12 protein-coding genes and 1 pseudogene are annotated in these 13,687 nt (G+C 44.8%); 6 read left to right on the forward strand and 7 right to left on the reverse strand.

The features are described 5' to 3' along the window. Window positions 1-32 precede the first annotated feature (32 nt). From rbsC to AB4517_RS16365, 4 genes are all read right to left on the reverse strand, one after another. Window positions 33-1,019: a ribose ABC transporter permease gene (gene rbsC / locus AB4517_RS16350; protein ID WP_017060855.1), complete on the reverse strand. Its 987-nt coding sequence runs from the start codon at window positions 1,017-1,019 to the stop codon at window positions 33-35. Then, window positions 1,016-2,521, reverse strand: a complete 1,506-nt coding sequence (gene rbsA, locus AB4517_RS16355; RefSeq protein ID WP_009844906.1) for a ribose ABC transporter ATP-binding protein RbsA — start codon at window positions 2,519-2,521, stop codon at window positions 1,016-1,018. The genes rbsC and rbsA overlap by 4 nt, the downstream gene beginning before the upstream one ends. 100 nt (window positions 2,522-2,621) lie before the next feature. Continuing rightward, window positions 2,622-3,041: a D-ribose pyranase gene (rbsD, locus tag AB4517_RS16360; protein ID WP_017060853.1), complete on the reverse strand. Its 420-nt coding sequence runs from the start codon at window positions 3,039-3,041 to the stop codon at window positions 2,622-2,624. Between the two features lie 200 nt (window positions 3,042-3,241). Continuing rightward, a complete protein-coding gene (locus tag AB4517_RS16365; protein ID WP_017060852.1) occupies window positions 3,242-3,556 on the reverse strand; it encodes a winged helix-turn-helix domain-containing protein in 315 nt (104 codons plus the stop codon). An 85-nt stretch (window positions 3,557-3,641) separates the two neighbouring features. On the opposite strand from AB4517_RS16365, the gene AB4517_RS16370 reads away from it, so the two are divergent. Next, window positions 3,642-4,154 (forward strand): outer membrane beta-barrel protein, encoded by a 513-nt coding sequence (locus AB4517_RS16370; RefSeq protein WP_240698121.1) that lies wholly within the window; start codon window positions 3,642-3,644, stop codon window positions 4,152-4,154. A 115-nt stretch (window positions 4,155-4,269) separates the two neighbouring features. Here AB4517_RS16370 and AB4517_RS16375 read toward each other — a convergent pair whose 3' ends face one another. Further along, on the reverse strand, window positions 4,270-5,313 hold the full coding sequence (locus AB4517_RS16375) for an endonuclease/exonuclease/phosphatase family protein (RefSeq protein ID WP_372148799.1): 1,044 nt from the start codon (window positions 5,311-5,313) through the stop codon (window positions 4,270-4,272). 336 nt (window positions 5,314-5,649) lie between these two features. Here AB4517_RS16375 and AB4517_RS16380 point away from each other — a divergent pair, with 336 nt between their 5' ends. The 5 genes from AB4517_RS16380 (at window position 5,650) to AB4517_RS16400 (ending at window position 11,986) form a co-directional block, all read left to right on the forward strand. Next, window positions 5,650-7,545 carry an extracellular solute-binding protein gene (locus AB4517_RS16380; protein WP_017068488.1) on the forward strand — a complete coding sequence of 632 codons (1,896 nt, stop codon included), beginning with the start codon at window positions 5,650-5,652 and terminating at the stop codon, window positions 7,543-7,545. A 12-nt stretch (window positions 7,546-7,557) separates the two neighbouring features. After that, entirely contained in the window at window positions 7,558-8,646 is a 1,089-nt protein-coding gene (locus tag AB4517_RS16385; RefSeq protein ID WP_004730359.1) for a microcin C ABC transporter permease YejB, read from the forward strand. Between the two features lie 31 nt (window positions 8,647-8,677). Further along, window positions 8,678-9,700 carry an ABC transporter permease gene (locus AB4517_RS16390; protein WP_017060847.1) on the forward strand — a complete coding sequence of 341 codons (1,023 nt, stop codon included), beginning with the start codon at window positions 8,678-8,680 and terminating at the stop codon, window positions 9,698-9,700. Window positions 9,701-9,709: 9 nt separating this feature from the next. Next, entirely contained in the window at window positions 9,710-11,332 is a 1,623-nt protein-coding gene (gene yejF, locus AB4517_RS16395) for a microcin C ABC transporter ATP-binding protein YejF (RefSeq protein WP_372133059.1), read from the forward strand. Between the two features lie 117 nt (window positions 11,333-11,449). Further along, window positions 11,450-11,986, forward strand: coding sequence for an RNA-binding S4 domain-containing protein (locus AB4517_RS16400; RefSeq protein WP_372148802.1), 537 nt, complete (start codon window positions 11,450-11,452; stop codon window positions 11,984-11,986). A gap of 136 nt (window positions 11,987-12,122) precedes the next feature. On the opposite strand, the pseudogene AB4517_RS16405 reads toward AB4517_RS16400, so the two are convergent. Together AB4517_RS16405 and AB4517_RS16410 are read right to left on the reverse strand one after the other, a co-directional pair. Continuing rightward, window positions 12,123-12,641: pseudogene (locus tag AB4517_RS16405) on the reverse strand (LysR family substrate-binding domain-containing protein); the annotation flags it as partial. Between the two features lie 53 nt (window positions 12,642-12,694). After that, window positions 12,695-13,609: an IS5 family transposase gene (locus AB4517_RS16410; RefSeq protein WP_372148805.1), complete on the reverse strand. Its 915-nt coding sequence runs from the start codon at window positions 13,607-13,609 to the stop codon at window positions 12,695-12,697. Window positions 13,610-13,687: the final 78 nt, after the last annotated feature.

The raw sequence follows: 13,687 nt of genomic DNA on the forward strand, positions 1-13,687 counted from the left end.
TTACTTGTATTAACCTAGAGTGTGAATAGGTTTTATTTGTTTTTGTTGTCGACCAATACTGCCAGAAGAATAACCACTGCTTTTGCAATCATCTGGTAGTAAGAAGATACGTCTAGTAGGTTTAGGGCGTTGTTTAGGAAGCCGATAATCAGAGCACCAATCAATGTGCCCATGATACGGCCACGACCGCCAGCTAAGCTTGTCCCGCCAAGAACTACGGCTGCGATAGCGTCTAGCTCATAACCCATACCTGCGGTTGGTTGAGCAGATGACAAACGCGATGCCACGATGATGCCTGCCACTGCAGCTAGCAGACCACAGATTGCGTAAACACCGATTTTTACTTTGTCTACGTCGATGCCTGATAGGCGAGTTGCTGATTCGTTGCCACCCAGTGCGTAAACGTAGCGACCAAAGCGTGTGTGGTTAAGTAGGTACCATACTGCTGCGAATACCACGACCATGATCCATACTGGAACCGGTACACCCATTGCGTAGCCAGTACCGAACCAAGCGAATGCGTCTGCTGTGTCTGTGAAGCCTGTTGAAATAGGACGACCATCTGTGTAAACCATGGTTACGCCGCGAAGTAGTGTCATGGTGACAAGCGTTGCGATGAAGGCTTGAACCTTACCCTTAGCGATAATCACACCACTAATCGCACCTAATGCTGCACCTGCTACAAGAGCGGTTGGTACTGCGATCATCACAGGGATTTCCATGCCAATCATGCTGGCTGCGAACGCACCACAAAGCGCCAGTACAGAACCAACACTCAAGTCGATACCCGCGGTTAAGATAACCAGCGTCATACCTACAGCGATAATTGCGTTGACCGAGGTTTGGCGCAGAATGTTTAGGATGTTGTCGACAGTAAAGAAGTTCGGGTTTAAGAAAGAAACGACAACAATCAGGAAGAGCAAAGCAATCAATGACTTTTGATCAATCAGCCACTCTTTGCTGATTAACGGTTTTTTCTTTGGAGCTTCAGTTGTTTTGCTCATGGTTTTAGTACTCATGCTGCGTCCTCGTTGATCTTTTTACCGACCGCACACGCCAGTAATAATTCTTGGTTTGCTTCTTTAGCATCAAATTCACCGCTTACACGGCCTTCATGCATCACCATGATGCGGTCACTCATTCCTAACACTTCTGGCATTTCAGATGAGACTAAAATGATGCTCATGCCGTCGGCTTTAAATTTATTAATGAGTTGGTAAATCTCTTTTTTAGCACCGACATCGACACCGCGCGTTGGCTCGTCGAGAATCAGTACTTTTGGTTTGGTCATCAAGCCCTTAGCGATAGCCACTTTCTGTTGGTTACCACCAGAAAGGTTGCCAATAATCTGTTCGCGCGTCGGGGTTTTGATGTTGAATAGCTTGATGAAGTCATCTACTGCAATCACTTCGTCTTTATGTTGGATTTGACCGCTCTTTGTTAGTAGGTCAAGTGAACATAACGACATGTTTTCTTTAACAGAAAGCCCTAGAACTAAGCCATCGCCTTTACGGTCTTCAGAGATGTAAGCAATGCCATTGGCCAAGCCGTCTTTCGGGCTTACAGGGTTGATGGTTTTATTTTCTAGGTTGATGACGCCGCGTTCACTTGGAAGGGCACCGTAAATCACTTTCATCAGTTCAGTTCGGCCAGCACCCATTAGGCCAGATACACCCAGGATTTCACCGCGTTTTAGCGTAAAGCTCACATCGTGAACACCAGAACCCGTCAGGCCAATCACTTCAAGACAAGTTTCACCATGGCTCTGGCCGATACGTGGATATTGTTCGTCTAACTTACGACCAACCATCATTTCGATTAGGCCATCTTCGTCGGTGTCTTTTACTTCACACTGACCAATGAACTTACCGTCACGCAGCACTGTGATGTCATCACAAATCTCGAAGATCTCTTTCAAACGGTGAGAGATGTAAACAATGCCACAGCCTTCATCGCGCAATTCGTTAATCACCTTAAACAGAGATTCAGTTTCGGTATCGGTTAGCGCATCGGTTGGTTCATCCATGATGATGACTTTAGATTCAAACGATAGGGCTTTCGCAATCTCTACCATTTGCTGCTCACCAAGGCTCAACTGACCTAGAGGCGTTTTCGAGCTGTGTTTCACGTTAAGGCGTTTAAGTAGCTTGTCTGCTTCTTGGTACATCTCGTTCCACAAGATACGACCCATGGTGCCCGTGATTTCACGACCTAAGAAGATGTTCTCGGCGATGGTCAATTCAGGGATTAGATTCAGCTCTTGGTGAATGATGCTAATGCCTGCTTGTTGAGAATCACGTGGCCCTTTAAATGCAGCAGGTTTTCCTTGGTAGGCAATAGTGCCGCCGTCCAAGTGGTAGATGCCTGTCAGCACTTTCATAAGCGTTGATTTACCCGCACCGTTTTCACCCATTAACGCCATTACGCGTCCTGGATAAACGTTGAGGCTTGCCTTATCCAGTGCTTTCACACCAGGGAAGGCTTTCTCAATTGAGCTAAGTTCTAAAATGGCTTGAGTCATGTCGGTTCCTTTACTCGGGGCCAGTTGTATTTGATTGTTCTGTCTATGTATTGTTTTTGGTTCAGTGATGACACTGAGCTGTCGTTGCGTTTTGCTTGAGCTAAAAGGTTACGCCAGCTTGGAAAATAACATTTGCGTATGGTGTGCATTCACCGGTGCGAATCACTGCACGGCTTTCATGCGTTCGCTGTTTGAATTCTTCATGAGTGATGTAAGTAATAGAAAGCGATTTGCCACAACGTGCTTCTTCTGTCTTGATTAAATCAATCAGCGCTGCGTGGTGCTCTGGGCTTACTTTCGCAAACTCTTCTGCAATCACAACGCCTTCGATTTGAGATTCATCCAGCATGGTTTTTACCGTTTGCTGAAAGCTTGGGACACCGTGAGTCAAAGCAAGATCAATACGAGTTACGTGGTCTGGAATCGGCAGGCCCGCGTCACAAATCGTGATTTCATCTGTGTGGCCAAGAGTCGCCACTAGGTAAGAGAGTTCAGAGTTTATTAAAGTACTTTTTTTCATATCACGACCTATCGAAAAATAACGCTTGATGGGTTGAGAACAACTCAAGAAAAGCCATCGAAACGTTTCGATAGTGATAATAGTGTCTGATTTATCATTTGCACGTTTGATTGTTTTAGAGTGTGATAATGATCATCGAAACGTTTCGATGGGGCGTTTTTTGGTGATCTTAGTCACCGCCATTGATTGCATAAATCCTTTTACGTGGGTTCAATCGATAGCGCATATCCGAACTTACTAATGGTAATGATCTGGACGTTGGATGCTCTTAATCGCGCGAACACATTGCGTAGGTTATAGACTACGTTTGCAAGAACATGTGGTGACGAGAGTTGCCCGTCCCAACACACATCAACAATATGCTCTCTTGAAATCGGTCTTCCCACATTTTCCAATAACAAGCAGAGCACTGCTAATAGGCGAGGGCGCAAAGTGATTTTGTTTCCTTGCTGGTTGGTAATCGTTCGAGCGTCGATATCAATGATTAAGCCGTTGAAGTCTATTGTGTGGTTCATCGTGTTTTCTGTTCGTCTTATTCTAAATTGTGGAGATTGAGCAAATTGGCCTGCTGTTGGAGCGGGTAATTATTTAAGTGTGCTAATGGTCGAAGTGGGCGGGTTAACTGACACGATCAGTGAGCCTATTACTTTTAAAGCCGAAGACAATACTTACCGATTAATTGCTGGTTACAAATTTAACCGCATTGTTTCGGTTGAAGCTCAATACACAGATTTTGGTGATATCGCCCTGAAAACGAAATCTGGTAATAAGGTTTTCACTTGGACACCTCAAATCTTTTCGGTAACGGCGAACCTCGGTTACACGTTTGATAATGGCATTCGTCCATTTGGCACTATCGGTCTGTCGACTATTGATCTAGACATGAAGCTTGCTGATGGCTCTCGCCCTTCAGGAGATGGTTTTGATGATTCGGGAGATGGCATCCGTATGGGTGTTGGTGTTGGATATACGCCACCTACAATGTCTTCGTTGAGCTTTCGCTTAGCGTACGAAGCCGATGCTTTTGATATCGAAGATTACGAAAACGGACACAAGACAGAAGATACTGTTGTTCTGGATTCTTTCTACTTAGGCGCAATGTACACATTCTAAGTTTCATACTTTGCTAAACGGTAAATCGGTTTCTAAATGGGGCGTCGGTTAGCTCAACCCGTTTAGCTAAAGTGGAAGGCCGCAGTTTTTGACTGCGGCTTTTTTATGTTTAACTCTAGGCTTCACGAATATGAGCGGTAACAGACACGATGGCATGGTCCGTACTGAATTGGTCGTGTTCAAAGCTTGGATTGGTGAGGTGATGGTCTAACACTGTGTAGCTAGAGATCTCCATCAAACTAGACGAGTTCTGACAATCAAACTCGTTCGACATCAAAATGTAGTCCAGTACAGACCCAGATGCGCCGTAGTAATGGGTTGGCTTACGCTGTTCAAGCAAATCTTCTTCATGTAGCTGATGGTAAAGATCCCAGCTGTCTTTTAATCGAAAGTGGGATAGCCAATGCTTGCTGTTTTCGTCTCGGTTGATTGAGTAATTCAACAGCCCTTTAAACTCATCATTAAACAGTGGCTTATTAAAGTCACCCATCAACACAACAGGTTGCTCGGTTTGGTAGCGTTGGTTGGTGATGTATTGATACAGCATCTGAGCTTCTAGACCGCGTTGGACACTTGATAGCCAAGAGCCAAGCTGTTCTTGGTGAAAACGAGTGAGCGTGTCACTTTGTGGTTTTGCACCTTGCTGAGTGTTGTCCGCATCGACAGATTCTGCTTTTGGTTCTGTCGGACGTTGTGATTTGAAGTGCACCACATAACAGTCGGTTGAACCTAAATGGGGTAACGTAATCGTCGCGTGAACAGGTGTTCTGTTGAATGAGAATTTGTCGCCAAGGTTGAATGCTGTCAGTAACGTCGAATCTGGCGTAACAGGCTGAACGTTTTCAATAGGGTAACGGGAAGCAATACCAACGACAGGTGAGGTGTATAGGTAATCATCTTCAACGTGTGCGCTATCGACCACTGCAAAGTATGGATAACCTAGGTCGTTCATCAATTGCTCTAAAGACTGCGGGCTAAATATCTCTTGGAAGCCAATCACATCGCAATCTAATGAACGAATCGCTTCAGCCATCCAATGTTGCTTCTTCTGCCATTCTTCGAAGCTGTAGATGTTCTCAAAATCATAATAAGCATTCGGTGGCTCGAGATAGTTCAGAAGGTTGAACGTTGCGAATGTTATTTGGTTTGGTTTGTTCAAAGTGTCATTCCATTTAGACCTAGGCTGCAAGGATACTCCAGTAAAAGTATAGTTTGTTGATTATTTAGAACCTAAACTTCAATTAGAAGCGAATCAAAGGAAATCTAAGCTGTGGAGGCTTGTGTCATTCAGGCTAAGCAATCAAAGCTCACTGCATCCAATAACTTCGAGTGGTGACGAGTAATTTGTAAATAAACCGTCAGAGATAGAGTGCTGATGGTTTTATTAGTTATTACATGATGTTAGATTTGAACCTATACTTGATTTAACGGCATGCATTCAAAGCCGATAAATCAACTTGAATATAGAATTCATGACATTTGAAGGGAGAGTCAAATGGGAACAGTTTTTCGACGCAAAGCCTCGCAACGCACTCAGTTTTTCAGGTTTAATTTGAAGTCATGTGCAATCATGTTGCCGCTTATTGCTTTACAACCCTCCGTTACTTACGCTTCTGAAACCCAATCAACTCCTGCTGTCACCGTTATTGAAACCACACAACTGGTTGGTTTTGGTGAAGCAAAATATCCAGCCGATTTCACTCACTTCGATTACGTTAATCCTGATGCGCCAAAGCAGGGCAAAGTGACCTATGGCAGCATAGGTACGTACGATAGCTTTAATCGATTCGGTTCCCGCGGCGTTGCTGCAAGTTATACCGGAGAGATTTACGATACCTTGATGTTTTCTCCGAGTGACGAGATTGATGCGTACTATCCATTGATCGCTTCAAAGGTTCGCTACTCCAGTGATTTCACTTGGATGGAAATCGACATCAACCCAAATGCTAAATTCCAAGATGGCGAGCCTATCACTGCGCATGATGTTGCCTTTACTTTTGACAAGTTCTCAACCGAGGGCGTGCCTCAGTATCGTGTGTATTACAAAGAGATTAAGTCAGTAAAAGCGGTCTCTGATTTGGTTGTTCGTATTGAAATGAACAGTCCAAACCGCGAAAAACTGTTTAGCTTCGCGCAAAGCACTCGTGTATTGCCGAAACATTTCTGGAAAGACAGAAAACTGTCTGAGCCGCTAAGTGAACCGCCTGTGGGCAGTGGCCCTTATAAGATCATCAGTTATAAATCGGGTCAAAGTGTGACCTACGGTTTAGATGAAAATTACTGGGCTGCGGATCTGCCTGTTAACGTTGGCCGTAATAACTTTAAGCAAGTGCAATACGATTACTACCGTGACGACACCGTAATGCTGGAAGCCTTTAAAGCCGGGGAGTTTGATCTTCGAACCGAGAACTCGGCGAAGTTCTGGGCTAACTCTTATACGGGCGCGAACTTCGATAAAGGCTACATCATTAAAGAAGAGATCAACCACGAGAAGCCTGAAACGACTCAAGGTTTCGTCTTCAACATTCAATCACCTGTGTTCTCGGATCCTAAAGTGCGTGAAGCGTTAACCTATGCGATGGACTTTGAGTGGATGAACAAGAACATGTTCTATGGTCAGTACAAACGTACTCGCAGCTACTTCCAAAACACAGACTATGAAGCGAAAGGCTTACCAAGCGAAGCGGAAGTCGAGTTGTTGTCTCAATACAAAGATCAGATTCCACCGCGAGTTTTCACCGAAGAATTCCAACCACCCGTCACCGATGGTAGCGGTCGTATTCGTAGCCAAATGCGTACCGCTTTCAAATTGTTGAAAGAAGCGGGTTGGGTGCTGAAAGACAAAGTCATGACCAACGAAAAGACTGGCAAGCCGATGTCATTTGAGTTGTTGATTTACAGCCCAACCACGGAACGTATCGCAACGCCGGTTCAAAAGAACCTTAAGCGCATGGGTATTGAGATGAAGATCCGTACCATCGATACCACTCAATACATCAAGCGCTTGCGTGATCGTGATTTCGACATGGTTTCGTCGTCATTTTCCGCAAACCCTTATCCTAGCCCGAACTTAATGATCGTTTGGAACTCTAACTACATTGATTCTACTTACAATACTGCAGGTGTTATCGATCCAGTGGTTGACGCGTTAACAGAAGAAATTGCGCGTAACCAACAGCACCCTGAAAAGCTTCTTACACTAGGTCGTTCACTAGACCGAGTATTGCAGTGGAATTTCTACAACATCCCGCAATGGCACGTTGGCGAGTATCGCGTAGCAATGTGGGACAAGTTTGAGCGTCCAGATGTATTGCCTAAATACGATTTAGGTATCGATACATGGTGGATTTCAGAAGAGAAGGCGGCTTTGCTTCCTGAAAAACGTCGCTAGGAGTTAGTTAGCATGGCCGCGTATATATTTCGACGTTTATTGTTGGTGATCCCCACGCTGTGGGCGATCATCACCATCAACTTTTTCATCATCCAGATAGCGCCTGGAGGCCCGGTAGAGCAAGCTGTTGCTCAATTAGAAGGGCATAACTCTGGCATTATGGAGCGTTTTTCTGGTGGTGGACAAGAAGTTGATTTAAGTGAAAGTGATCAAGCGTCTGCCAGTGGCTATAAAGGCTCACGCGGGCTTGATCCTGAAGTGGTTGAAGAGATCAAAAAGCAGTTTGGGTTTGATAAACCGATTCACGTTCGCTACTTCGATATGTTGAAAAACTACGCGACCTTTAACTTTGGTGAAAGCCTGTTTAAGGGTGGTAACGTGATTGATTTAATCATCGAGCGTTTACCTGTCTCCATTTCCTTAGGGTTGTGGAGTACGTTAATCATCTATGTGATTTCGATACCCTTAGGCATTATGAAGGCGATACATCACGGCTCTCGCTTTGATATTTGGTCGAGCGCGGTGGTGATTGTCGGCTACGCGGTGCCGGGCTTCTTGTTTGCGATTATTCTGATTATCTTGTTTGCAAGCGGTAACTACTTCAGTTGGTTCCCATTGCGAGGGCTTGTGTCGAGTAACTTCGACCAGCTCAACTGGTATCAGCAAATTGGCGACTACTTCTGGCACTTGGCGTTGCCCATTTTCGCCATGGTTATCGGTGGATTCGCCACGCTCAGCATGCTGACCAAAAACTCCTTCCTTGATGAAATCAATAAGCAATATGTAGTGACTGCGAGAGCGAAAGGCTTGGACGAGAGCAGTATTCTTTATAAGCACGTTTTCCGTAACGCCATGCTGATCATTATTGCGGGTTTCCCAAGCGCATTTATTAGTATTTTCTTCACGGGTTCTATGTTGATTGAAGTGATGTTTTCACTCGAAGGAATTGGTCTGCTTGGCTTTGAATCAACCATTCAACGTGACTATCCCGTGGTGTTCAGCTCTCTCTATATCATGACCTTGCTTGGCTTGGTGCTGAGCATTATCTCCGACCTGACGTATACCTGGGTTGATCCTCGAATTGATTTTGAAGCGCGTTAATGGCGAACGAATAACAAGGTATTGATAATAAATGTTTAACAACCCTTTAGCTGAAGCTCGTTGGTTACGTTTTAAAGCAAACAAGCGTGGTTTTATCTCCCTTTGGATATTTACCATCTTGTTTGGCTTGAGCCTGTTCGCTGAGATCATTGCCAATGATAAACCACTCTTGGTTTCTTATGATAATCAGTGGTTTGTGCCTGTTATCAATGAATATGCCGAGACGGAGTTTGGTGGTGAGTTTGAAACCGAGGCCGACTACAAAGACCCGTATGTTATCGAGCTCATTGAAGACAACGGTTACATCGTGTGGCCAATCATTCCGTTTAGCTACGACACAATAAACTTCGATATTTCAGGTGCGGTGCCATCGGAGCCCGATTCGGTGAACTGGTTAGGGACTGATGATAAGGGGCGAGATGTATTAGCTCGTATCATTTATGGTTTCCGTATTTCCGTTCTATTTGGTTTTATTCTGACCATTGTATCGAGCGTGATTGGTGTCGTGGTTGGCGCAACACAAGGCTACTACGGTGGCTGGGTTGATCTATTCGGACAACGCTTCATTGAAGTCTGGTCTGGTATGCCGACCCTGTTCTTGCTGATTATTTTGTCGAGTTTTATTGAGCCGAATTTCTGGTGGTTGCTCGGGATTATGGTGCTGTTTAGTTGGATGAGTTTAGTCGGCATCGTGCGAGCGGAATTTTTACGCTGCCGAAACTTCGATTATGTGCGAGCCGCGCAAGCCATGGGTGTTGATGACAAACGTATTATGCTTCGTCACATGTTACCTAACGCGATGGTTGCATCGTTAACCATGATGCCGTTTATTCTTTCAGGCTCGGTGACCACACTGACTTCGTTAGACTTCTTGGGCTTTGGTCTTCCTGCGGGTTCGCCTTCGTTAGGCGAGTTGTTGGCGCAAGGTAAAGCTAACTTACAAGCGCCTTGGCTTGGCATTTCTGCCTTCGTCGTGCTTTCACTGATGCTTACGTTACTGGTCTTCGTTGGTGAAGCGGTGCGTGATGCTTTCGACCCGCATCAACAGAAGTAAGGATAGGTTATGACTTCAAATACAACGCCTGCTTCTCCGGTTTTGACCATAGATAAACTGTCTGTCGGTTTCGGGCGAAAAAACTCGATAGAGCAAGTGACACAAGATGTCTCTTTAGAAATATACAAAGGTGAGACACTTGCTCTGGTAGGAGAGAGTGGTTCAGGCAAATCGGTTACCGCTAATTCAGTATTGAAACTGCTGCCTAAAGGCTCGTCACATTACTTAAACGGTAAGATTAACTTCTCTGGCACCGATATTCTGAGTTGTTCTGAAAGACAACTGCGCGGGATTCGTGGTGGTCGCATCGGCATGATCTTTCAAGAGCCCATGGTGTCGCTGAATCCGCTTCATAGAGTCGGAAAACAGCTTGTTGAAACCCTCGCGATTCACCGAGGTATGAGAACCAACAAAGCGCAAGCCTTAGCGATAGAGTGGCTATCCAAGGTTGGCATTCGCTATCCTGAGCAAAAGATTTCAGCCTATCCGCACGAGCTATCTGGTGGAGAACGCCAGCGCGTGATGATCGCGATGGCACTGATCAATGAACCAGAGCTGCTTATTGCTGATGAGCCGACAACGGCTTTGGATGTATCGGTACAAGCGCAGATCCTCGACCTTCTAAAAGACCTGCAACAAGAGCTCGGTATGGCAATGCTTTTCATTACTCATGACTTAAGTATCGTTCGTAAGATTGCCGACAGAGTAGCGGTAATGAAAGATGGTCGCTTGGTTGAAAGTAACGACTGTCATACCCTGTTTAACGCGCCTGCTCACCCTTACACTCAAAAACTTATTAACTCTGATCCGAAAGGTTTGCCCGTTCCTGTGTCACCCGAAAGCAAACCGCTACTCGATGTAAATCAACTTCGTGTTTGGTTCCCGATCACGGGCGGTTTATTCAAGCGCACCATTTCTCATGTTAAAGCTGTGACCGACATGGAGTTCACTTTGAAGAAAGGGCACTCAATCGGTTTGGTTGGCGAAAGTGGTTCTGGTAAATCGACGACCGGTATGGCGATACTTAAGCTGGTAGATAGTGAAGGGTCAATCACCTACTCGAGTGAACAGCTTCAAGGTTTAGATCGAAAACAGATGCTTCCGTTTAGAAGCCGTATGCAAGTAGTCTTTCAAGACCCGTTTTCTGCGCTAAACCCGAGAATGTCGGTCGCTCAGGTGATTGGCGAAGGTTTGTTAGTGCATCAACAATTGGATGAGCACGAACTCGACCAACGCATCTGTGACGTAATGAAAGAGGTTGACCTCGATCCTGAAACGCGTCACCGTTACCCAAATGAGTTTTCTGGCGGTCAAAGGCAGCGTATTGCGATTGCTCGTGCTTTGATTTTAAAGCCAGAGTTTATCCTGCTCGATGAACCAACATCGTCATTGGACAGAACCGTTCAAGCTCAAGTATTGGATTTGCTGAAGTCACTTCAAGAAAAGTATGGCCTGACCTATTTGTTTATCAGTCATGATCTGAATGTCGTGAAATCCTTGTGTCATTACACCATCGTCATGAAAGCTGGCGAGGTAATAGAGAAGGGCGACACTGAGACTTTGTTTGGTAATCCGCAGCATGAATATACTAAGCAGTTGGTGAGTCTTTCGAATGTTGGTGGTGTTTTATAACGCAGAGGGTTTGTTTAAAACAAATGGGCTCTGGTTGAATTCAACATGGTCATTTCGTTGTTTTAAGATTACACTGCGCCCAATATTTCAGAAGTACATATTTAGGTAGAGGTCACCATGGACCAAGAACATTACGAAGACGCTGATTACGAAGGCCAAGAGCTGGGCGAAGAAGGCGAAGAGATTGAAATTGAAGCAATTGGTATTGATGTTTCATCACAGCCAATCGAGCTCTACAAAGTGTTTAAAATTGCTAACCTAGTGAGTGGTGGCGGTGAAGCTAAGCACATCATCTCTGAAGGCTACGTAGCGGTAAATGGTGAGCTAGAAACCCGTAAGCGTCGTAAAATGTACGATGGCGACTTCTTTGAATTCAACCAAGAATACTATGTAGTGGTGTGTGATCAGCCAGTACAAGAAGAATCAGAAAAGCCGAAAAAGAAAGAAACGCCTAAAAAAGAGAACAAGGCGAAGAAAGGTCAGTCTAAAAAGGATTCTAAGAAGAAGGAATCTAACAAAAGCAAAGCAGAAATGCTAAGCGCAAAGGCTGAACCAAAGAAAGAGAAAAAAGAGAAGAAACCGAAAAAGAAAGCGGATACGCCAAAGCCAACACGTGATGACAAAAGCGGCCGTAATTCGATTGAGTTCTTCTAAGTTATAGCTCTAACCTACTGATCTAAAGCTATTCTTTCAAAACGCAAGCAACCTTAGACTTAGGTTTACGTTAAGAAAATATCAAAAGGCTCACTATTTAGTGAGCCTTTTTTGTTGGTGAAATTTAGCTTCTGGTCTAATTTCCTTTTTGATGAGCCACAAACTCTACAAACCTATCCCTGAGTGGGTTGTCACTCTCTCCATTCCAGATTAACCCGACAGGCCAAGTCGCGTGTTCACCTTCTAACGCAATGAATTCCACATCGGTGTTACTAATGTACTGCGCACTGCTGGGTACAATGGTGAAACCGATATTGGCAGAAACCAAGGCAAGTAGGGTGAGAATATCATCGGCTTCTTGTGCCTTGGATAGGTCGATATTATTGGCGAGGCAATATTGTTGGATCTGCTTGTCTAGCCCGGGGCCACGATGTTGGGCGAGCTTTAGATAAGGCCAGTTCGATAGTTCAGATATTGCCTGACTTGGGTTAGAACTCAACTCGGGAGCTTGCTTGATAAGATCTTTGTGTATCGCGACCACAAGCGACTCATTGAAAAGCGTTAGGCTTTCTAAATTCGATGATTCTGGTATCCGATTGAAGCTGATATCGAGATCATGGCTCAATAACTCATCCGTCTGCTGCTTAGAAGGTGTGGGCTTTGTTTCCTAATTGGATCTCAGATAGAAACGGCCAGTATGGGTGATTATTAGGCTATTTCTATCGTTTTAGGCATACCTAACCCTGTGAGCTTATTCAACGCTTTAATCATGGCGTAGGTTTCACCAACCTGAGCATTATAGTTTCTTAAACTTAATCGCCCACCAAACAGTGTCTTTACACGGAACATAGCCGTCTCTGAAAGTGACCGTTTATGGTAACCGTACTTCTTTTTCCAATGTTTATTTGAGCCGTATAATTTCTGGCAAGCTACCGCCAGATTACGGGGGTGACCTCGTAACCAAAAAGCAGCACCTTCTCTCGGTGGAATAAGTGGAACAGCTTGTTTAATACGTATTGCTTCGTAGCATTGTCTTGTATCGTAAGCTCCATCACCAGATATCTCATTGATTCTACGACGAGTTTGATTCAGTAAATTAGGAAGAGCTTCACCGTCAGTGACATTCGATAAACTTAACTCAGCCGCAATGATTTCATGAGTGCCAGTGTCTACGGCTAAATGGAGCTTACGCCAAACTCGACGCTTCCCGTCAGTACCATGTTTTTTTACTTTCCATTCACCGTAGACCTTTAGCCCTGTTGCATCAATGGCTAAATGCTGTATTGCGCCTCGGGTCTTTGTCTTGAATGACACATTAACCGTTTTGGCTCGTTTACTGATGCATGAATAATGAGGACATGACAACGGGAGTTGAGCGAGTTTGAAAACAGAATCGATGAATCCTTGTAACGCTCTCAACGGCATCGCGAATACTCGTTTAACCATGAGGGCGGTCGTAATGGCTAAGTCACTAAACAATCGAGGTCGACCTCGTTTACCTTGCTTGAGTTGCTTCCACTGTTGAATCGCTTCCTCATCAATCCAGAATGTCAGTGAACCACGATTGATTAGGGCTTGGTTATATTGTTTCCAGTTAGTTGTTCTGTAGCGAGGCTTTGGCATTGCTCTAAGTATGTGAGTGAACTTAGATGATCTGATCGTAGCTTTAAGCATTAGTTCCCTGATTTAGGAAACAAAGCC

Source organism: Vibrio sp. 10N.222.52.C3 (genome assembly GCF_041474195.1).
Classification (GTDB): domain Bacteria; phylum Pseudomonadota; class Gammaproteobacteria; order Enterobacterales; family Vibrionaceae; genus Vibrio; species Vibrio crassostreae_C.